Below are 20,453 nucleotides of genomic sequence, written 5' to 3' on the forward strand. Positions count from 1 at the left end.
AGATAAATCGGTGGAGGCGCTGTGGAGAGCATTAAAGGGTCTGAAGTTAACGTACCTGACGCGGTTTTTGCATGGGTACTTGATGGACGCGGGGGCGCAAGGCCGCTTGAAGATCAGGATCACATCGACAACGAACACCCATGCTGGCTGCACCTCAACTACACGCACCCGGACAGCGCCGAGTGGCTCGCGTCCACGCCGCTATTGCCCAACAACGTTCGGGATGCGCTGGCGGGAGAAAGTCTCAGACCTCGCGTCAGCCGGATGGGTGAGGGGACGTTAATAACACTGCGTTGCATAAACGGCAGTACGGATGAGCGTCCGGATCAGCTGGTGGCAATGCGTGTCTACATGAATGAACGATTGATTGTTTCCACCCGTCAGCGAAAAGTGCTGGCGCTGGATGACGTCATTAACGATCTGAAAGAGGGCACGGGGCCTACGGATTGCGGAAGCTGGCTGGTGGATGTATGTGATGCGCTGACCGATCATGCCAGCGAGTTTATTGAAGAACTCCACGATAAAATCATCGATCTGGAAGACAACCTGCTCGATCAGCAAATTCCCCCACGTGGTTTTCTGGCGTTGTTGCGAAAACAGCTTATTGTTATGCGCCGTTATATGACCCCGCAGCGCGACGTCTATGCGAGACTGGCCAGCGAACGCATGAGCTGGATGAATGACGATCAGCGTCGCAGAATGCAGGATATTGCTGACCGGCTGGGACGTGGTCTGGACGAAATTGATTCGTGTATCGCCAGAACGGCGGTCATGGCGGATGAGATAGCACAGGTAATGCAGGAGTCATTAGCCAGGAGAACCTATACCATGTCGCTGATGGCGATGGTCTTTTTACCGAGTACGTTCTTAACCGGGTTGTTTGGCGTCAATCTTGGGGGGATCCCCGGCGGTGAATATCACTATGGCTTCACCACGTTTTGCGTCATGTTAGTGGTTTTGATTGGGGGTGTTGCATGGTGGTTGCATCGTAGTAAATGGCTGTAAATTTACGCATTTTCTAATGCTGCGACTGCTTCAAAACGACATTTTAATTGAGCGAAGTCAATAAACTTAGACCATGTTAGGTGCAATATTACTCCCGCAGGTGAATGCAACGTCAAGCGATGGGCGTTGCGCTCCATATTGTCTTACTTCCTTTTTTTGAATTACTGCATAGCACAATTGATTCGTACGACGCCGACTTCATAGTCGGCTTTTTTTTGCCTCCTGTTTATCTGCGTCTACCCTTTAGGGGTAAGCACCCTAATCTGGAGGGAAAGATGAGTATGCTACTTGCCTTGCAACGCCTGAACATATGGCAGTCCGATCCGGTGCCCACCGATCCGACTCCAATTCCCGATCCCATCCCGCGTCCGCAGCCGATGCCGGATCCGCCACCGGACGAAGAACCGATTAAATTGTCGCATCGTTAGCGGAGATCTGCGAGGATACGCGCCATCTGACTGCAATCATTACCATGAGAGTATATTGTGACCGCTTTTTCCACGCTCAACGTTCTGCCTGAAGCCCAACTGACTAACCTGAATGAGTTGGGTTACCTCACTATGACCCCTGTCCAGGCCGCCGCGCTGCCAGCTATCCTTGAAGGCCGGGACGTGCGCGTGCAGGCGAAAACCGGTAGTGGAAAAACGGCTGCATTTGGACTCGGCCTGTTGCAGCATATTGATGCAACCCTGTTTCAGACCCAGTCCCTGATACTCTGCCCGACGCGCGAGCTGGCCGACCAGGTCGCGGGTGAGCTGCGTCGTCTGGCGCGTTTTTTGCCTAACACTAAAATTTTAACGCTCTGCGGCGGACAACCGTTCGGTGCGCAGCGCGATTCCCTTCAACACGCGCCGCATATCATTGTGGCAACGCCGGGCCGTCTGCTCGATCACCTGCAAAAAGGCACCGTTTCACTCGATGCACTGCAAACGCTGGTGATGGATGAAGCTGACCGCATGCTGGATATGGGCTTCAGCGATGCGATTGACGACGTGATCCGCTTTGCGCCCGCCACGCGTCAGACGCTGCTTTTTTCTGCCACCTGGCCAGAGGCGATTGCGGCGATCAGCGGGCGCGTGCAGAAGAACCCGCTGACCATTGAAATCGATACTGTCGATGCATTGCCAGCGATTGAGCAGCAGTTCTTCGAGACGTCGCAGCAGGGCAAAATTCCACTGCTGCAAAAATTGCTTAGCCAACACCAGCCAGCGTCCTGCGTGGTGTTCTGTAATACCAAAAAAGATTGTCAGGCGGTGTGCGATGCCCTGAATGATGCCGGACAGAGCGCATTATCGCTGCATGGCGATCTGGAGCAGCGCGATCGCGATCAGACGCTGGTGCGTTTCGCAAACGGCAGCACTCGCGTGCTGGTTGCAACGGATGTGGCGGCCCGTGGCCTGGATATTAAATCGCTTGAACTGGTGGTAAATTTCGAACTGGCATGGGATCCGGAAGTGCATATCCACCGTATCGGGCGTACCGCGCGTGCGGGTAACAGCGGTCTCGCGATCAGCTTCTGCGCGCCTGAAGAGGCGCAGCGCGCTAATATTCTTGCGGAAATGCTGCAACTGAAACTCAACTGGGTGAATGCCCCCGGTAATATCAGCATCGCTCCGCTGGCAGCGGAAATGGCCACCCTGTGCATCGACGGCGGAAAAAAAGCCAAAATGCGTCCCGGTGACGTTCTGGGGGCGTTAACAGGGGATATCGGTCTCGACGGGGCAGATATTGGCAAGATCACGGTCCATCCTGCACATGTCTATGTAGCGGTTCGCCAGTCGGTTGCGCATAAGGCCTGGAAACAGTTGCAGGGCGGGAAGATTAAAGGGAAAACCTGCCGCGTTCGGCTGCTGAAGTAAGGGAAAAAAGCGTCTCAGAAGCCTGTCTGAGACGCAGTCAGGTTATTTCACTTCCACCACGTTCAGGCGCAGTTCATCGAATTGCGCATCCTCTTCTTCTGGCTGCCAGCCAGCAGGCTGCATCGGGATCTCTTCGCGGTCAAACGCCAGATCCCCGCCATTCACTACCTCTGAACCGTGGTTAATCCCTTTGAAATCGAACAGTTCAACATCGGCGAGGTGCGAAGGCACCACGTTCTGCATGGCGCTGAACATGGTTTCGATGCGGCCCGGATAGCGTTTATCCCAGTCACGCAGCATGTCGCCAATGACCTGACGTTGCAGGTTCGGCTGTGAGCCGCACAGATTGCACGGAATGATAGGGAAGGCTTTGGCCTGAGAGAAACGCTCAATGTCTTTCTCGCGACAGTAGGCGAGTGGGCGGATCACGATGTGTTTGCCGTCGTCACTCATCAGCTTCGGTGGCATTCCCTTCATTTTGCCGCCGTAAAACATATTCAGAAACAGTGTTTGAAGAATGTCGTCCCGGTGATGACCAAGCGCAATCTTAGTGGCGCCCAGTTCGGTTGCGGTGCGGTACAGAATGCCGCGACGCAAACGTGAGCAAAGCGAGCAGGTCGTTTTGCCCTCCGGGATCTTCTCTTTAACAATGCCGTAGGTATTCTCTTCTACGATTTTGTACTCAACGCCCAGGTTCTCAAGGTACTCCGGCAGGATATGCTCCGGGAATCCTGGCTGTTTCTGATCGAGGTTAACCGCGACCAGGGAAAAGTTCACCGGTGCGCTTTGCTGTAGATTGCGCAGGATCTCCAGCATGGTGTAGCTGTCTTTACCGCCCGACAGGCAGACCATGATGCGATCGCCTTCTTCAATCATGTTGAAGTCTGCAATGGCTTCGCCCACGTTACGGCGCAGTCGCTTTTGCAGTTTATTCAGGTTGTACTGTTCTTTCTTGTTAATCTCTTGATTTTGTTGCATCTATTTGTTACTCAGATCTCAAATGGGGCACAGGGTGAGAAAACGATTTCAAAGCGTCAGCTTCGTGTTCATCTCTTCTATCCATGTAGCATAGATTTCATACACCATCTGCGCATTTATGTGCCCCATCTGGTTAGCGATAAAAGACGGGTTTGCGGCTACCGGTAAAAACCAGCATGCGAAAGTGTGTCGTGTATGGTACGGATTGCAGCGCCGAATGCCAGCACGATTTACAAATGAGCCCCTCAAAGAAGTTTGGTTAAGACTAACGGGTTGTCTACACTTACAGCTTACGCAGTAAAAACGGAGGTGAAAATGACTGACCGACCCGTTAATGGTGACCATCCTGATTATAATCCCAGCCCGGATAACCCGGAAAAGGATGGAAGAAAACCGAAAGATGATCCTGGCTCAGCGCCTGAATCAGGCGATAAAGATCCAGAGTAATGACCAGCCGCCTCTACGAAGGCGGTTTTAACACCCATTACGGCCTCTCTATGCGCAACGCTATTCACGATATTCCGATACCCGCTCAGAACCCCCTGTTTTGCCGGACGAGAAGGTGAGATAAAGCACCGACCTCTTCCCCGCGTTCCAGCACGTTTTACAGTTCTCCTGCTACGCTTTTGAGGGGGACAAGGGAGCGCTTCTATGAAAAATAAAGACGAACAGACAGGATTAGTTGGGCTGGCGATTGGTGCCGCCGTTATCGGGCTGGTTTCAGCGCAGAAGATCATCAACCGTGAAAGTATTGTCGATGAGCTGGTGAGGCTCGGCAGGCAAAAGGGGGATGGTGTCGAAGATGAGGTCTTTTTAAAAGCGGCTGAGTTAGTGAGAAAAGGGGTATAAGCGATGGCTGAAATTCGTCATGCACAGTGTCATTGTGGGGCGGTGAAATTTACTGTTGAGCTGACGGACGGCCTGAATACCGCACGGCGATGTAGCTGCTCGTTTTGCAGGATGCGCGGGGCAGTAGTGGTTTCCGCGCCGTTGACGGGTATTAAGGTGACGCAGGGCGCGGACACGCTCACAGAGTACCGTTTCAACACCGGCACGGCGCGCCATTTCTTCTGCTCGGTTTGCGGTATTTACACGTTCCATCAACGACGTTCCAATCCCAATGAATATGGTGTGAATGTCGCCTGTCTGGAAAATGTTACGCCATTCGACTTCCCGGAAGTGGCGGTAATGGATGGGATAAATCACCCTATGGATGGCGACAGCGGGGTAATTGGCTATCTCTCTTTTCGCAAAGAACAGGCGAAACAGAGATAAAATTAGCCCGCAGATCGCTGCGGGCTATCGGGATTAGAACTGGTAAACCAGACCTAACGCTACGATGTCATCCGTACCGATGCCATTGTTTTTGTAGAATGAATCATCTTCATCCAGCAGGTTGATTTTATAATCAACATAGGTGGACATGTTTTTGTTGAAATAGTAGGTAGCACCGACGTCAGCGTATTTCACCAGGTCTTTATCGTCCTGACCATTGCCCAGATCTTTACCTTTGGACTGTAAATAGGAAACAGCCGGACGAAGGCCGAAGTCAAACTGATATTGTGCGGTCACTTCAAAGTTCTGGGTTTTATTTGCAACCGCATCTGCATTGTCGCCGTACGGCGTCATATTGCGGGTTTCGGAATACATTGCAGCCAGGTAAATGTTGTTGGCATCGTATTTGAGGCCTGCGGTCCATGCATCCGCAGTATCACCGCCCGCAGTAGTGTAATTTACCTGATCGTTAGTACGGTCAGATGAAGCATATGCCGCGCCTGCGCTGAAGCCCATGCCGAAATCGTAGGTTGCGGAGATACCGTAACCGTCACCATTTTCATGACGTGTATCACGACCGTTGTTGGTCCCTTCATTAGTAGAGCAGAAATTCTCATCGCAGTTATTACCTTCATTATTACCCTGATACTGCACCGCGAAGTTCAGACCCTGCACCAGACCAAAGAAGTCGGTGTTACGGTAGGTCGCCACGCCGTTTGCACGACCGGTCATAAAGTTATCGGCATAAGTATAAGAGTCGCCACCAAATTCTGGCAGCATATCGGTCCAGCCTTCTACGTCGTACAGGACGCCATAGTTACGGCCGTAATCGAAGGATCCGTAGTCGCCCACCTTCACACCCGCGAAGGCCAGACGCGTCCAGGACTGATTGTCAGAGCCTTCGGTGTTGTTTGCCTGAATGTTGTATTCCCACTGCGCGTAACCGGTCATCATGTCGTTGATTTGGGTTTCACCTTTGAAACCCAGACGCATATAGGTTTGGTCGCCATCTTTTGACGCATCGTCAGAGAAATAATGCAGACCATCTACTTTGCCATACAGATCCAGTTTATTGCCGTCTTTATTATAAATTTCAGCTGCGTGAGCGGCTCCAGCCATTAACAAAGCGGGGATCATCAGTGCCAGTACTTTTCTTTGCATTTTGATTATTCCTTTGCAGTTATTTTTTTATTGCTTAGTGAACTTTCCGGGATGGAAAGCTGTCCCATGCTAAATCACACAGAGGGTTGATGAATAAAATATAATTGTTACGGGTTGAGTAAAATCTAAAGCAAATGATGCGTTTGAAATAACAATTGATGCCGTGAATTAATCGTTATAATCGATACAAAATAAAAATTATTAATTAAGTGGTAAAGAAGGTATTCTCCATGGCGTTATATGCCTTTAAGATTTTTTCATCCATAATTCACGTGAATATTGTTCAGAACGTTGAGGCAATTTTCACCGAACTTCTGGATTAGCCCGGTGCACGTGCATCGGGCTTTTTTATGGCAAAAAAATGCCCGGGCAAGCCGGGCATAACGGTTATTCGCTGGTTGATTTTTCCGCTTTCCCCGCCAGCTGTGCAAGGAAGTCATAACGCTTCTGAAGATCCGCTGCCGCGTCCCTCCATAGCTGCTCTGCTACTTCTGGTTGTTGAGCGTTCAGCCTGCGGAAACGCTGCTCCTGAAGTAAGGTTTCGGCAAGGGCGTCTGAAGGCGGACGTGAATCCAGCGCCAGCGGTAATTTTCCTTCATCGGCACGGCGCGGGTCAAAGCGGTACAGCGGCCAGAAGCCGGTTGCGGTAAGCTGACGCATCTGGTCGTGGCTAAGCGCCAGATCGTAGCCATGCTCCTCACACGGGCTATAGGCGATGATCAGCGACGGGCCAGGATACGCTTCCGCTTCCTGAATGGCTTTCACCGTCTGGTTAAGCTGCGCGCCCAGCGAAATCTGCGCGACGTAGACGTGTCCATACATCATCATGCTGACGCCCAAATCTTTACGCGCCTTTCGTTTGCCATGCTCACCAAATTTCGTGACCGCACCCAGTGGCGTTGCTTTCGAGGCCTGTCCGCCGGTGTTGGAATAACACTGAGTATCAAGCACCAGAATGTTAACGTTTTCGGTGAGGCTCAGGACGTGATCAAGACCACCGAAACCAATATCGTAGGCCCATCCGTCGCCACCGATCAGCCAGATAGATTTTTCAACCAGCGCGTCAGCATCGGTCAGCAGTTGTTCAGCCCCTTCAACACCCTGAAGCGCGTGGCGCAGTTCAGCAACCTGTGCGCGACGAACGTCAGGCTTGGCCTCCGCATGCAGGGCGTCATTCAGCTCTGCCGGGATTTTATCGGCAAACTGTTCCAGCAGACGCATTACGCGGGCGCGGTGCTGATCGACCGTCAGGCGGAATCCCAGACCAAATTCTGCGTTATCCTCAAATAGCGAGTTTGCCCAAGCCGGGCCGCGGCCATACGCGTCGGTGGTATAAGGCGTAGACGGCAAGTTCCCCCCATAGATTGACGAGCAGCCCGTCGCGTTGGCAATCAGCATCCGGTCGCCGTAAAGCTGGGTAAGCAGTTTGATGTACGGCGTTTCACCGCATCCGGAACACGCCCCGGAGTACTCGAAGAGGGGGGTGATGAGCTGCGAGGTACGAATGTCAATGCGTTCCAGCTTGTTGCGATCGATTTCGGGCAGGTCGAGGAAGAAGTCATAATTCACTTTCTCTTCTTCAACATGTTCCAGACGTGACATCATATTAATGGCTTTGATTGAGGGATCCTGACGATCTTTCGCCGGGCACACCTCGACGCACAGGTTACAGCCGGTACAGTCCTCTGGTGCCACCTGAAGAACATATTTCTGGCCACGCATATCACGGGATTTTACATCCAGCGAGTGCAGACTTTCCGGTGCGTCCGCCATCGCTTCTGGCGACACCACTTTGGCGCGAATGGCCGAGTGTGGGCAGGCCGCCACGCAGTGGTTGCACTGGGTGCATAGCTCTTCTTTCCAGATAGGGATCGCTTCGGCAATGTTGCGTTTTTCCCAACGGGTTGTGCCCATCGGCCAGGTGCCATCAGGCGGAAGCGCAGAGACGGGAAGAGTGTCGCCCAACCCGGCAAGCATCGCCGCCGTAACGGTTTTGACGAAATCCGGGGCAGCGTCAGACACCACTGGCGGCCGGTTCGGGCTGCTGGTATTGACCGGCTGCAACGGCACCTCGAACAGCGACTCGCGGGCCAGCGCCAGCGCCTGCCAGTTGCGCTCAACCAGCTCCTGACCTTTGCTGCTGTAGCTTTTGGCTATCGCCCCCTGGAGCTCCATCAGCGCGCTGTCGCCCGGCAGAATATTGGTCAGGTGGAAGAACGCCATCTGCATAACCGTATTGATACGCGCGGCCAGGCCGCACTCGCGGGCGATCTTCGCGGCGTTAATGACATACAGGCGCGCCTGTTTCTGGTTTAGCACCGCCTGGACTTCCTGGGGCAGCCGTGCCCAGACCTCATCGGCGCTATACGGGGTGTTGATCAGGAAAATACCGCCGGGCTTCAGGCGCTCGGCCATCTGGTATTTATCGATAAACTGGAGCTGATGACAGCCAACAAAATCCGCCTGAGAAATCAGGTATGCCGAGCGGATTGGATGTTCGCTGACGCGCAGGTGCGAGACGGTCAACCCGCCCGCTTTTTTGGAATCGTAGACGAAATACCCTTGCGCATACCACGGCGTGGAGTTACCGATAATTTTGATGTTGTTCTTGGTCGCCGAGACGCTGCCGTCGCTGCCCAGACCGTAGAACAGCGCTTCCAGTTTCGCATTCGAGGGCAGGGTGTTTTCCGGCAAAGGGAGAGAAAGGTTAGTCACGTCATCATAAATGCCGACCGTAAAGCGCGGCTTCGGTTTTGCCTCGCGCAGTTCAGCAAATACGGCCAGGACGCACTCCGGCCCGAACTCTTTGGAAGACAAACCATAACGCCCGCCAATGACGCGCGGCAGCGTTTCGCGTTCACCGTGATTAAACGCCTCAGCCAGAGCGGTCATTACATCAAGGTAAAGGGGTTCAGCCTGCGCGCCAGGCTCTTTGGTGCGGTCAAGTACCGCCACGGCACGCGCGCTTTCCGGCAGGGCTGCGAGCAGATGTTTCGCAGAGAATGGACGGTAGAGGCGAACTTTTAGTACGCCAACTTTTTCACCACGCGTAAGAAGCTCATCGACCACCTCTTCGCAGGTGCCGATGGCGGAGCCCATCAGGACGATCACGCGCTCGGCCTGCGGATGACCGTAATATTCAAATGGCTTATATGCGCGACCCGTCGCAGCGGCAAAATCGTCCATCGCCTGTTCGACGTGCTCATATACCGCGTTGTACCACGGGTTTGTCGCCTCGCGGGACTGGAAATAGGTATCCGGGTTGGCAGAGGTACCCCGGATCACCGGATGTTCCGGATTGAGGGCCCGAGCGCGATGGGCATCAATGTCAGCCTGCGGCAGCAGGTTCAGTATGGTGTCATCCGGCAGCGGAACGATTTTATTGATCTCGTGAGAGGTGCGAAAACCATCGAAGAAATGAATAAATGGCACTCGACTTTTTAGCGTGGCGATATGCGAAATCAGCGCGAAGTCCTGTGCTTCCTGCACGCTGCTGGCGCAGAGCATAGCGCAGCCGGTCTGACGCACGGCCATCACGTCTGAGTGGTCGCCAAAAATAGAGAGCGCGTGTGTGGCTACAGTACGTGCGGCGACGTGCAGGACAAACGGCGTTAATTGTCCTGCCAGCTTGTAAAGCGTGGGGATCATCAACAGCAGCCCTTGAGACGAGGTGAATGAGGTCGACAGGGCACCGGTCTGCAACGCACCATGCACGGTGGCAATGGCGCCGGCTTCGGACTGCATCTCAACAACCCGCGGGACATCGCCCCAGACGTTTTTTACCCCATTACCAGCCCAGGCGTCAGCCTGTTCAGCCATCGTGGAGCTTGGGGTAATGGGGTAGATGGCGATAACTTCGCTGGTGCGAAACGCAACAGACGCGACTGCACCATTGCCGTCAATAGTTTGCATAGGACAACACCCTTACATTGCGCAAAAATGAAGGGCCTGTAAAACGACGACAGACCCTGAATATTATCTGTGTATTTTAGCAAAGCTCAGGTTTTACGATTTTCGCTTTTGTGTCCTTGGTATGCGCTGTATCAATGACTGGATGGCTATTCGCGATAAAAAATTGCGAGAAATTGTTACCAGAGCGCATAAATACGCACATCCGCTCTCGACGATGCGGTGCGTGATGCCTATTATGCATAGGTTTCGCTTTAACTATGGGGAGGAAGGTATGCGTTCTGCATTTTGGGTCGGATGTGCCGCGTTACTGTTGTCGGCATGCAGCAATGAACCTGTACAGCAAGCGACAGCGGCACACGTTACGCCAGGTATGCGAGCGGCTATGTCCAGTTCAGGCCAGGCCAACTGCGCAATGATCGGAGGGTCACTCTCCGTTGCCCGTCAGCTCGACGGCTCCGCTATCGGAATGTGCGCGTTGCCAAACGGCAAACGCTGTAGTGAGCAGTCGCTTGCCGTAGGATCGTGCGGGAGTTACTGAGTTATTCAACTCGCTTAAACATTAAAGACTTATTGGCTGTCGCCAGCGTTAACTGGTCTTCGGTCAGGTCTACCTGAGCGCCTGTGCGTAGCATATCGGCGAGGGTCTGATCCAGTTCATTAAGCTGCGGCTCGGTGCAGAGTTTCCGCGTCATTGCCAGCGTTTTGACCGTCAACTCTCCTTCGGACAATTTTCCCTGGCCGTTGAAGCCGTTGCACATTGTGCCGGAGACGGCAATGTTGTTAATCAGGCTGATACTGGGCTGCGCGCTGAACCGAATTTCAGGCTGCGTTTTCAGGCCCTTAACCGCTTTGCCATCAACGTTTTCCAGCACGAAACGGTGATTCTCTAACTGATCGGTCTGAACGGAGGCTTTACCGGGATTAACGCATCCCGCCAGTGCGAGGCTGATTAAACTTACTGCCGCGAGCTTTTTCATTTTTCTTCTCAAACTATCAATGCTGTAAATATTTTTTCAGTGTAACCATACCCTCCAGGGTGTTAATGGGGTTTATCTGAAAGTGCGAGATAAGGACCGGGCGGCAACGCACCCGGTGAATGAATTAGTGCGATTTAAACCCGGCTGCGGCCATCAGCATTTTAAAGAGCATACTTACGCAGGCCAGTGCCAGGACGCTGCCGCCCCAGATGATGGCAAGCCACATCAAACGTTTCCATACAGGTTGTTGCATCAGTGATAACCCTCCCCATGCTGTACTTTTCCGCGAAAAACGTAATAACTCCAGAAGGTGTAGACCAGAATCACAGGAATGATCAACAGTGCGCCCACCAGCATGAAGCCCTGGCTTTGGGCTGGCGCAGCGGCCTGCCAGAGGGTAATGTCCGGCGGGATGATATGCGGCCAGATGCTGATCCCAAGCCCGCTAAATCCAAGAAAAACCAGCCCTAACGTCATGATAAACGGCAGGGTATGGCTCGCAGGATCGTTCAGGCAGCGCCACTGGCACAGACTCAGGATCGCAACCAGCGCAGGAACGGGCAGCAGATAAAACAGATTCGGCAGCGTAAACCAGCGCGCAGCAATGGCTGGTTGGGCGAGAGGGGTCCATATACTGATTACCGCAATGAATACCAGAAGCAGGAGCAGAAGCACTTTCGATACCTGACGCATCCGCTGTTGCAGGGCATTTTCACTTTTCATTACCAGCCACGTTGATCCTAACAGCGCGTAAGCCACCACAAGACCCGCACCGCAGAAAAGATTGAACGCGGTAAACCAGTCAAACGGACCACCGCTGTAAGCGCGACCGGTGACGCTGAACCCGTGGATGACCGCGCCGACGGTGATGCCCTGGCTGAAGGCCGCCACAATTGACCCGCCAATAAAGGCCTTATCCCAGAACGGACGGTGCGCCGGAGTCGCTTTGAAGCGAAATTCGAAGGCGACGCCACGAAATATAAGCCCGATCAGCATTATTGTCAGTGGAATGGTTAGCGCGTCGATGATCACCGCATAGGCGAGAGGAAAGGCGCCAAACAGGGCCGCACCGCCAAGCACCAGCCAGGTTTCGTTGCCGTCCCAGACGGGAGCCACGCTGTTGACCATTACGTCGCGATCGTCCGCATTCGGCGTTACCGGAAACAGTATGCCTATCCCCAGATCAAAACCGTCCATCACGATATACATCAACGTGGCGAAAACGATAATCACGAACCAGATAATGGAAAGATCGATACCCATTACGGTTACTCCTTAAATTCAGTGGTGACGGCAGAAAGCGGACGAGCAGGGCGGCCATCGGATTCAGTCGCGAAGGATTCATAAGGCTGCGGCCCTTTTTTAATCAGACGCACCATATAGCTGTAACCCACGCCGAACACCGCGGTATAAACCACGAAGAAGGCCAGCAAGCTGATGCTCATGTGCAGATCGCCATGTGCGGAAACCGCATCCTTCGTACGCTGTAGCCCATAGACGACCCAGGGCTGGCGGCCGACCTCCGTTGTTACCCATCCGGCGAGGATCGCGATTAGCCCGGATGGCCCCATCAGCAGAGTAAACCACAGGAAGGAACGTGAGGTGTAGAGGCGCTGTTTGTAACGCAGCCAGACCGCCACCATGCCCAGGAAGAGCATCAACATCCCTAAACCGGCCATGATGCGGAAAGACCAAAAGACAATGGTGGCGTTCGGGCGATCGTCTTTTGGGAACTCCTTCAATGCCGGAACCTGTTTATCGAAACTGTGGGTCAGGATAAGGCTGCCGAGAGCGGGAATTTCAAGGCTAAAACGGGTCCGTTCCTGATCCATATCCGGCCAGCCAAACAGCAGCAGTGGAGTAGGCTCACCCGGCGAATTCTCCCAGTGGCCTTCAATGGCGGCTATTTTCGCGGGCTGGTGTTTTAAGGTATTAAGCCCGTGCATATCACCCACCAGTGCCTGAACAGGGGCTACGATCAACGTCATCCACAACGCCATGGAGAACATGGTGCGAATAGCGTGGGTGTTGTTTCCGCGCAGCAAATGCCAGGCCGCGGAGGCTCCGACAAACAGTGCACTGCTGAGAAATGCCGCTATCGACATGTGCAGCAGGCGGTAAGGGAAGGAGGGGTTAAACACCACGGCAAACCAGTCCACCGGAACGACCTGACCGTTGATGATTTCATACCCTTGCGGTGTCTGCATCCAGCTGTTTGACGAGAGGATCCAGAACGTAGACATGAGGGTCCCCAGTGCCACCATGCAGGTCGAAAAGAAGTGCAGCCCCGGCCCGACCTTATTCCAGCCAAACAACATTACCCCGAGGAACCCCGCCTCAAGGAAGAACGCGGTGAGCACTTCATAGGTCAGCAGAGGGCCGGTAATGCTGCCCGCAAACTGCGAAAACCCGCTCCAGTTGGTGCCAAACTGATAAGCCATCACCAGGCCGGAGACCACGCCCATCCCAAAGTTGACGGCGAAGATCTTCGACCAGAAATGGTACAGCGAACGCCAGACGGGGTTTTTTGTTTTCAGCCACAGCCCTTCCAGCACGGCGAGATAGCTCGCCAGGCCAATGGTTATCGCCGGAAAAATAATATGAAAGGATACGGTAAAGGCGAACTGTATTCGCGCAAGATGAAACGCATCGAAACCAAACATGCAAAACTCCGCAGTGCAAAAAATTCGATGCCATTCTAAGCTTTGCCAGGTCTGGGTTGCAGAGACAGACCGATGTTATTTATCTATAACAGTTTTCTTGACCGTCTATGTGAAACTTGTATCGGGCGGTAATATTACAGCCCATGTTAACGCTCACTTTCGTAACGCCCAAAGGTAGATCAATACGGCGTTAAGCAGAAAGGAAAAAATAAAAAGTAATAATGTGTAGCTTTCACTCCATTCAAGTTCAGTTACAAATCCAAAATGTCTGGTGTAGAGGTGATAAAGCAAAACATCCGGCATGATGTAGCATACCAGCGAATAAATAATGAAAAGCATCAATGTTTCGACCACCCACGTAAGGGCATGTTTTCTTGCATTCATCAATATACCTGTATGGTGCCAAGTGCATTTAATCCAGCAGCGACTTTTATTGTGCCGGACGCCAGTAGTCCATGCATTAATATTCTGAAGTGAGCATGGTTTGGTAATGTGATGCATCCATTACTAATACCGGACTGTCCCGCAGGGTGTAGACGAAAAGATCCTCGCTCAACTCTGTTGATAAAGGTTGTATCGTCAATGTGATTATCATGACGATAAAGAGCAAACCAAAAATCACGGTTCGATCCGCTTTCAAACTCTTTGATAACATCATGCCAGTGGGTAGCTAACCCACCTCGAGGACGTGTAACGATATAATAGAGTCCGGGTGGTAATGGCCCTACCTCAGGCGTTGAAACGGCATCAGGATTGTTTCTGTTGTGACCTGAGTTTCCTGAATATGCGGGGAAAAAACCCAGGCCAGGACAGCTCAGCGTTGAAAGTTGTCCCCCGTTTAAATGAAAAGTACATCGAATCATCTGTCTTTCCATTCATCAGAGAAGAGAATATTCCCGTCGCAATGCTTCCAGGTAATCTTTTCGTAGCGAAGTGCGATACTTTCGAGATGGTTATGTTTTTCAGTCGCGGGATTTTTTATATCATGCATGAGTGGGCAGATAGAGACAACTTTCACGTTCTCCAGTAGCATGTTGAAGTATTCGACCTCCTGGCCTGCATTATTGATATGATACCACTTAAACTCAGCGCTTTTTAAGGTTTGTCCTTTTGCTACTGCTTTGTACAAATAGGGGCTTGAGCTGTCGAACTCTTTTTCAAAATTAAGTGGGCTATGAATACGGGTACCTGTGATCTTACCGGTCATGTTGTCGGTAGGGAGATACAGGCCGTGCCCAAAACTCAAAATTTCGATACTTCCCTCACGATTTACAACGTCGACAGAGCCCTTAATATTCGCGCCACCGTCATCTTTTAGCCAGAGGTATGCTGGAATTGCCATCCTATAGTTCCTTTTTTCTGAGTGAATCTGAAAAGTTAATACCTCTGTTGAACCAACCAGGTAGGCATAAAATGCCATATAAAACAATTATATTTCAATGTGTTATGTGTTGGTGCTTCGAAATCGGTTTCTTGAATAATCAATGAAGCTGTAGACAATCTTGAATAAAAAATTTCTTTTTATGATTTTTACGCATTAAACAGCTTGCTTTGTCGCCAGCAACATGCGTTAATGGATTTCTGGTTTTGAATCCAAATAAATATCTGACGTAGTTTTATAAAGCAGTTCTCATCACGTTGTGCCTCTCCGCAGCCTCTCTTGGGTCTTTATCTACATTCCGATTAGTTTTGTATCGAACCAACTTTTGCCTGATCGGCTCATGAGTAATTTACGTTTTTACGTTTACAGGAGAATCCTATGACTTCTTATATCCATTTCCGCTGCCCATGCTGTCATGGCTCGCAGTACCGCACCTCAGCTTTTGATGTGTCTGACAAAAATCCGTTCGGCGCAAAATGCATTTTCTGCAAATCGTCGATGATCACGCTCGACCACCTGGCCGCAGCGCGTTCTGCTCAGAATCACATTACTGAGTACCGCAAGTAATCTACCGCGTTTCCCATAACAGTTAGCAAATTCTTCTCTTTTTCTCCTGCTGATATACACTGTCAGCAATAAGGAGAATCTGATGAAAAAATACCAGCGTCTGGCGCAACAAATTATCTCGCAGATTGAGCTTGGCGTATGGTTGCCGGGCGATAAGCTGCCTTCTCTGCGAGAGCAGGTGGCAAGCAGCGGCATGAGTTTCATGACCGTGGGCCACGCGTATCAGATGCTGGAAAGTCAGGGGCGCATTGTTGCCAGACCGCAGTCAGGCTATTACGTTGCCGCCCGTCCGACCACACACCAGCCAGCACCGCCCGCGCAGGTGATGCGCGATGAAGTAGTTGACATCAACACCTATATCTTCGACGTGCTACAGGCCAGCCGCGACCCCTCCGTTGTCCCTTTTGCCTCGGCATTTCCCGATCCGCGCCTATTCCCGCTTCAGCAACTCAACCGCTCGCTGGCTAATGTCAGTAAAACGGCCACGGCCATGAGCGTGATTGAAAACCTGCCGCCGGGTAACGTTGACTTACGTCATGCCATTGCCCGTCGCTACGCTCAGCAGGGGATGAATATCTCCCCGGACGAAATTGTGATCACCGCGGGCGCGCTCGAAGCACTCAACCTTAGTTTGCAGGCTGTCACTGAACCAGGTGACTGGGTTATCGTCGAAAACCCCTGTTTTTATGGCGCACTCCAGGCACTTGAACGTCTGAAACTGAAAGCGCTGTCGGTTGCTACTGACGTGCGTGAGGGCATCGATCTCAGTGCCCTTGAGCAGGCGTTAAATGATTATCCGGTGAAAGCCTGCTGGCTGATGACCAACAGTCAGAACCCGCTCGGCTTCACGCTGAGTGCAGAGAAGAAAGCTCAGCTAGTGGCCTTATTAACCCGGCATAACGTCACGCTGATTGAAGACGATGTTTACAGCGAACTCTACTTTGGCCGCGAAAAGCCGCTTCCGGCAAAGGCCTGGGATAAGCAGGATATGACGTTGCACTGCTCCTCATTCTCTAAGTGTCTGGTGGCCGGTTTCCGTATTGGCTGGGTGGCGGCGGGAAAACATGCGCGCCGTATTCAGCAGTTACAGCTGATGAGTACGTTATCCACCAGCTCCCCCATGCAGCTGGCGCTGGTGGATTACCTGGCGACCAAACGTTACGACGCCCACCTTCGTCGCCTGCGGCGCACGCTTGCTGAACGCAAACAGCAGGCCTGGCAATCGCTTTTGCGCCATATGCCTGCTGGCGTCAAGATCCATCATAACGACAGCGGCTACTTTTTATGGCTGGAACTGCCTGAACAGCTGGATGCGGGGCAGTTGAGTGAAAAGGCATTAACTCATCAAATCAGCATTGCGCCCGGCAAAATGTTTTCCACCTCCAATATCTGGACACCGTTTTTCCGTTTCAATACCTCATGGGGATGGGGCGAGCGGGAGGAGCAGGCGGTCGTCCAACTGGCGGCGTTAATTCGCGAAATGATGCTGCCCCCAGTCACACCTTGATGAAAATTCCTGAAGCGACATGATGCGCGGTCTACCTTTAGTAAGGGAGTGCGGATTGGTGACGTGACGTTGTCACGCATCGACCCGCCAGAACGTGTGCTGACAGCGAAAACTATGTCGATTTCAACAGGACGATGCTATGCAAAATCAACTGCTGATTAATGGTGAACTGGTGACCGGCGAGGGTGAGAAGCAGGCGGTTTACAATCCTGCCACGGGTGAAGTATTGCTGGAGATTGCTGAAGCGTCGGCAGCACAGGTGGACGCTGCCGTCCAGGCTGCCGATCGCGCGTTCACTGAGTGGGGGCAAACGACGCCCAAAACGCGCGCCGAAAGTTTGTTGAAACTGGCTGATGTGATAGAAGCCAACGCTGACGCGTTCGCAAATCTGGAATCCCTTAACTGCGGGAAACCGCTGCACTGTGTCCAGGGGGACGAGATCCCGGCCGTGGTCGATGTGTTTCGCTTCTTTGCCGGGGCCGCCCGCTGCCTGAACGGGCTGGCTGCCGGAGAATACCTCGAAGGACATACCTCAATGATCCGCCGCGACCCGGTTGGCGTTGTCGCCTCTATTGCGCCCTGGAACTATCCTCTGATGATGGCGGCGTGGAAGCTGGCGCCCCCGCTGGCGGCGGGAAACTGCGTCGTCATCAAGCCATCTGAAATCACCCCGTTGACGGCGCTGAAGCTGGCGGAACTGGCGAAAGATATCTTCCCGCCAGGCGTGCTCAACGTGCTTTTTGGTCGCGGCAAAACCGTAGGAGATCCGCTGACCGGGCACGAAAAAGTCCGTATGGTTTCTCTCACCGGCTCTATTGCTACCGGAGAACATATTATCGGGCATACCGCATCTTCAGTTAAACGTACCCATATGGAATTGGGCGGAAAAGCGCCGGTCATTGTCTTTGACGATGCAGATTTGGATGCCGTGGTTGAAGGCGTGCGTACGTTTGGTTTCTACAATGCTGGTCAGGATTGTACCGCAGCTTGTCGTATCTATGCCCAGAAGGGGATTTACCCCGCGCTGGTCGAAAAGCTGGGCGCAGCTGTTACCAGCCTGAAAATGGGCGCGCCGGACGATACATCAACGGAGCTGGGCCCGCTCAGCTCCGCAGCGCATCTTTCCCGCGTTTGCGCTGCCGTGGATGAAGCCAAAGCCCTTGGACATATCCGCGTCGTCACCGGTGGCAGTAAAAGAGAGGGGGCAGGATATTACTTCCAGCCAACGCTGCTGGCCGGGGCGAAGCAGGAAGATGCGATCGTCCAGCGAGAAGTGTTTGGCCCGGTGGTCAGCGTGACAGAATTTGAGGATGAAGCGCAGGTGCTGAACTGGGCTAACGATTCGCAATACGGCCTGGCCTCGTCCGTCTGGACAAAAGACGTCGGACGCGCCCATCGCCTCAGCGCACGGTTGCAGTATGGCTGCACCTGGGTCAATACCCATTTTATGCTGGTGAGCGAAATGCCGCACGGCGGGATGAAGTTATCCGGTTATGGTAAAGATATGTCGGTCTACGGACTTGAGGATTACACGGTAGTCCGACATGTCATGTTTAAACACTAAACCCTCATGCCCGGCGCAGTGCCGGGCGATTCAGCTTACCAGCCACATACCTCGTGTTCATTTTCCGTATCGTAGGCGCGAACGGTATTCACCAGATCCTTCACGACATCTGCCGCGACGTCCGGAATCAACAGCTCCATTGGCGCTTCTGTTTCATAATCCACCGACACGCCGTTGCTGTTGTTGGTGACGGTCACGGTATAGGTAGCCTTACCCATTATTTACTCCTTATGCGTGTTGACCACTTTACCGATACCCGCACCGCTGAGCGTGACGGCAGGATCCGCGAAAAAGTCGATATTAAAATAGGTGTCGTCGGTCAGAAGCTCAATGCGGTGCCATTTTTGCGGTGGGGAGATGCCAAAAGAACCGGCCTCAATAACCACTTCCAGATCGGGCTCGGTGGCGTCGCCATCGGCAAAGCCAAAGTAACGCACCGCACCCTGCATGACGGACAACCGACCGTACACGCCGGCTTTGGTGTTGTGATGGGTAAAAAGCGCTTTTGGGGCGGTCTCTTTATTCCAGAACGGCGTCGAGCGGGTATGAACAAAGTTTTCAGGAATACGTAACATAATAGTTTCCTTCATGTTGGCGGGCGCTTAAAGGGACTTAAGCACCTCAGGTTCAACAAAGAATTCAATATTGAACAGGGTGTCGTCGGTCATCACCTCAATGTGGTGCCATCTCTCTGGCGGGAAAACGCCGAAACGACCCGCTTCAATGACGAGCTCGCTGTCAGGCTCAGGTGTAAATTCATCAGCATAGCCCAGATAACGCACTGCGCCACGCATCACCGACAGGCGAGGGTAAACGCCCGGACGCGTGCCCGTATCCAGGTGACGTTTAAAAATGCCGGCTGGGGCCGTTTCTTTGTTCCAGAAAGGCGTGGAACGGGTGTGAATGCAACTCTGCGGAATGCGTAGCATGTTTCCTCCCTTAAAAGCCTGCTGTTATTAGACTGCTTTCTGAGGGGATGGATTTATCAAAAAGTGCATTTAATTTGCATGTTATCAATAATAACCGTTTTGCTTTACCCGGCGTTGTTACACAAGGTACTCAGTTGTTATTATCATTAATAATTAAGGGGTTATTGTGTAACGAAAAAACTTGATCTGTGTCAACATATGACGCATATTGCGTGCGGTTATTTTTCGGCTCAGGTAAACAGAATGACGTTGTTTCAAAAGATGTTGGTGTTCTACGCAATCATGGCCTCCATCTGCGCATTAATTACCTGGTTCCTGTCTAAAGATCGTAAACGTATTCGCCTGTTGAGCGCATTCCTGGTGGGATCTACCTGGCCGATGAGCTTTCCTGTTGCCCTGTTAATCTCTCTTTTCTGAAGCACGGTTCAAGAATCGGCATCCAGACATAGCATTCCATACATTGAGGCTGTATAAATATACAGTCCGTCATACATGGAGTGCTTATGAACAGTTTCTATTCACAGCAAGCAGGCTGCACGGTGCGCTGGCAGGATCTTCCCGGTTTCGGTGACCCGGTTGTGTTTATCCACGGGTTGGGCTGTGCATCGTCGTATGAATATCCTCGTATTGTCTGTGATACCCGTTTCGGGGGGCGCAGAGCCATTCTGATCGATC

At 52.4% G+C, this 20,453-nt stretch carries 23 protein-coding genes and 2 pseudogenes; 12 read left to right on the forward strand and 13 right to left on the reverse strand.

Annotation, left to right across the window (positions count from 1 at the left end; translation table 11 throughout):
• The first annotated feature begins 21 nt into the window (after positions 1-21).
• The 3 genes from zntB to dbpA all read left to right on the forward strand — a co-directional run bounded on the left by zntB (position 22) and on the right by dbpA (position 2,864).
• Positions 22-1,005, forward strand: coding sequence for a zinc transporter ZntB (gene zntB, locus ACOTX2_RS07130; RefSeq protein WP_032624170.1), 984 nt, complete (start codon positions 22-24; stop codon positions 1,003-1,005).
• A 281-nt stretch (positions 1,006-1,286) separates the two neighbouring features.
• Entirely contained in the window at positions 1,287-1,433 is a 147-nt protein-coding gene (locus ACOTX2_RS07135) for a hypothetical protein (RefSeq protein WP_369875049.1), read from the forward strand.
• A gap of 57 nt (positions 1,434-1,490) precedes the next feature.
• The gene (gene dbpA / locus ACOTX2_RS07140; RefSeq protein ID WP_038416131.1) at positions 1,491-2,864 is read left to right on the forward strand and encodes an ATP-dependent RNA helicase DbpA; all 1,374 of its coding nucleotides are present in this window, start codon (positions 1,491-1,493) and stop codon (positions 2,862-2,864) included.
• A 42-nt stretch (positions 2,865-2,906) separates the two neighbouring features.
• On the opposite strand, the gene ttcA is transcribed toward dbpA, so the two are convergent.
• Together ttcA and ACOTX2_RS07150 are read right to left on the reverse strand one after the other, a co-directional pair.
• Complete coding sequence (ttcA, locus tag ACOTX2_RS07145; RefSeq protein ID WP_001186974.1) at positions 2,907-3,842, reverse strand: tRNA 2-thiocytidine(32) synthetase TtcA; 936 nt, start codon at positions 3,840-3,842, stop codon at positions 2,907-2,909.
• Positions 3,843-3,890: 48 nt separating this feature from the next.
• Positions 3,891-4,076 (reverse strand): annotated as a pseudogene (locus ACOTX2_RS07150) (site-specific integrase); the annotation flags it as partial.
• Positions 4,077-4,157: 81 nt separating this feature from the next.
• On the opposite strand from ACOTX2_RS07150, the gene ACOTX2_RS07155 reads away from it, so the two are divergent.
• The 3 genes from ACOTX2_RS07155 to ACOTX2_RS07165 all read left to right on the forward strand — a co-directional run bounded on the left by ACOTX2_RS07155 (position 4,158) and on the right by ACOTX2_RS07165 (position 5,117).
• The gene (locus ACOTX2_RS07155; RefSeq protein WP_255409922.1) at positions 4,158-4,289 is read left to right on the forward strand and encodes a hypothetical protein; all 132 of its coding nucleotides are present in this window, start codon (positions 4,158-4,160) and stop codon (positions 4,287-4,289) included.
• A 204-nt stretch (positions 4,290-4,493) separates the two neighbouring features.
• Positions 4,494-4,691, forward strand: coding sequence for a hypothetical protein (locus tag ACOTX2_RS07160; protein ID WP_022648260.1), 198 nt, complete (start codon positions 4,494-4,496; stop codon positions 4,689-4,691).
• 3 nt (positions 4,692-4,694) lie between these two features.
• Positions 4,695-5,117, forward strand: coding sequence for a GFA family protein (locus tag ACOTX2_RS07165; RefSeq protein ID WP_023300213.1), 423 nt, complete (start codon positions 4,695-4,697; stop codon positions 5,115-5,117).
• Positions 5,118-5,150: 33 nt separating this feature from the next.
• On the opposite strand, the gene ompC is transcribed toward ACOTX2_RS07165, so the two are convergent.
• Both ompC and nifJ read right to left on the reverse strand, forming a co-directional pair.
• On the reverse strand, positions 5,151-6,278 hold the full coding sequence (ompC, locus tag ACOTX2_RS07170) for a porin OmpC (RefSeq protein WP_022648258.1): 1,128 nt from the start codon (positions 6,276-6,278) through the stop codon (positions 5,151-5,153).
• A 387-nt stretch (positions 6,279-6,665) separates the two neighbouring features.
• Positions 6,666-10,190 (reverse strand): pyruvate:ferredoxin (flavodoxin) oxidoreductase, encoded by a 3,525-nt coding sequence (gene nifJ, locus ACOTX2_RS07175; protein ID WP_038416130.1) that lies wholly within the window; start codon positions 10,188-10,190, stop codon positions 6,666-6,668.
• Positions 10,191-10,461: 271 nt separating this feature from the next.
• Here nifJ and ACOTX2_RS07180 point away from each other — a divergent pair, with 271 nt between their 5' ends.
• Positions 10,462-10,728, forward strand: a complete 267-nt coding sequence (locus ACOTX2_RS07180) for a DUF333 domain-containing protein (RefSeq protein WP_003856935.1) — start codon at positions 10,462-10,464, stop codon at positions 10,726-10,728.
• A 1-nt stretch (position 10,729) separates the two neighbouring features.
• Here the strand turns inward: ACOTX2_RS07180 and hslJ are convergent, their stop codons facing one another.
• From hslJ to ACOTX2_RS07210, 6 genes are all read right to left on the reverse strand, one after another.
• Complete coding sequence (gene hslJ, locus ACOTX2_RS07185) at positions 10,730-11,167, reverse strand: heat shock protein HslJ (protein ID WP_023300211.1); 438 nt, start codon at positions 11,165-11,167, stop codon at positions 10,730-10,732.
• 124 nt (positions 11,168-11,291) lie between these two features.
• Positions 11,292-11,420: a DUF2474 domain-containing protein gene (locus tag ACOTX2_RS07190; RefSeq protein ID WP_017693358.1), complete on the reverse strand. Its 129-nt coding sequence runs from the start codon at positions 11,418-11,420 to the stop codon at positions 11,292-11,294.
• On the reverse strand, positions 11,420-12,430 hold the full coding sequence (cydB, locus tag ACOTX2_RS07195; protein ID WP_046621377.1) for a cytochrome d ubiquinol oxidase subunit II: 1,011 nt from the start codon (positions 12,428-12,430) through the stop codon (positions 11,420-11,422). The genes ACOTX2_RS07190 and cydB overlap by 1 nt, the downstream gene beginning before the upstream one ends.
• Before the next feature lie 5 nt (positions 12,431-12,435).
• Positions 12,436-13,830: a cytochrome ubiquinol oxidase subunit I gene (locus ACOTX2_RS07200; RefSeq protein WP_063147266.1), complete on the reverse strand. Its 1,395-nt coding sequence runs from the start codon at positions 13,828-13,830 to the stop codon at positions 12,436-12,438.
• Positions 13,831-14,213: 383 nt separating this feature from the next.
• The gene (locus tag ACOTX2_RS07205; protein ID WP_072053791.1) at positions 14,214-14,693 is read right to left on the reverse strand and encodes a DUF2778 domain-containing protein; all 480 of its coding nucleotides are present in this window, start codon (positions 14,691-14,693) and stop codon (positions 14,214-14,216) included.
• Entirely contained in the window at positions 14,690-15,172 is a 483-nt protein-coding gene (locus ACOTX2_RS07210) for an Hcp family type VI secretion system effector (protein WP_063147267.1), read from the reverse strand. Before ACOTX2_RS07210 ends, ACOTX2_RS07205 begins: the two co-directional genes overlap by 4 nt.
• A gap of 417 nt (positions 15,173-15,589) precedes the next feature.
• On the opposite strand from ACOTX2_RS07210, the gene ACOTX2_RS07215 reads away from it, so the two are divergent.
• The 3 genes from ACOTX2_RS07215 to patD all read left to right on the forward strand — a co-directional run bounded on the left by ACOTX2_RS07215 (position 15,590) and on the right by patD (position 18,849).
• Entirely contained in the window at positions 15,590-15,778 is a 189-nt protein-coding gene (locus ACOTX2_RS07215) for a hypothetical protein (protein WP_017693360.1), read from the forward strand.
• Positions 15,779-15,860: 82 nt separating this feature from the next.
• Positions 15,861-17,285, forward strand: coding sequence for a PLP-dependent aminotransferase family protein (locus ACOTX2_RS07220; protein WP_038416126.1), 1,425 nt, complete (start codon positions 15,861-15,863; stop codon positions 17,283-17,285).
• A gap of 139 nt (positions 17,286-17,424) precedes the next feature.
• Positions 17,425-18,849 (forward strand): aminobutyraldehyde dehydrogenase, encoded by a 1,425-nt coding sequence (gene patD / locus ACOTX2_RS07225; RefSeq protein ID WP_063147268.1) that lies wholly within the window; start codon positions 17,425-17,427, stop codon positions 18,847-18,849.
• Positions 18,850-18,884: 35 nt separating this feature from the next.
• On the opposite strand, the gene ACOTX2_RS07230 is transcribed toward patD, so the two are convergent.
• From ACOTX2_RS07230 to ACOTX2_RS07240, 3 genes are read right to left on the reverse strand one after another with little or no spacing between them, the layout of a single operon-like run.
• Positions 18,885-19,067 carry a DUF1869 domain-containing protein gene (locus ACOTX2_RS07230; protein ID WP_003856955.1) on the reverse strand — a complete coding sequence of 61 codons (183 nt, stop codon included), beginning with the start codon at positions 19,065-19,067 and terminating at the stop codon, positions 18,885-18,887.
• Positions 19,068-19,070: 3 nt separating this feature from the next.
• Positions 19,071-19,424: a DUF1971 domain-containing protein gene (locus ACOTX2_RS07235; RefSeq protein ID WP_003856958.1), complete on the reverse strand. Its 354-nt coding sequence runs from the start codon at positions 19,422-19,424 to the stop codon at positions 19,071-19,073.
• Between the two features lie 27 nt (positions 19,425-19,451).
• Positions 19,452-19,778 (reverse strand): DUF1971 domain-containing protein, encoded by a 327-nt coding sequence (locus tag ACOTX2_RS07240; RefSeq protein ID WP_015570441.1) that lies wholly within the window; start codon positions 19,776-19,778, stop codon positions 19,452-19,454.
• Positions 19,779-20,021: 243 nt separating this feature from the next.
• Between ACOTX2_RS07240 and ACOTX2_RS07245 the strand changes: the two genes are divergently transcribed.
• A complete protein-coding gene (locus ACOTX2_RS07245) occupies positions 20,022-20,195 on the forward strand; it encodes a GhoT/OrtT family toxin (protein ID WP_074136296.1) in 174 nt (57 codons plus the stop codon).
• A gap of 86 nt (positions 20,196-20,281) precedes the next feature.
• Positions 20,282-20,453, forward strand: a pseudogene (locus tag ACOTX2_RS07250) (alpha/beta hydrolase); the annotation flags it as partial.

It is taken from the genome of Enterobacter cloacae complex sp. IR5412, assembly GCF_049237385.1.
In the GTDB taxonomy this organism is placed as follows: Bacteria; Pseudomonadota; Gammaproteobacteria; order Enterobacterales; family Enterobacteriaceae; genus Enterobacter; species Enterobacter intestinihominis.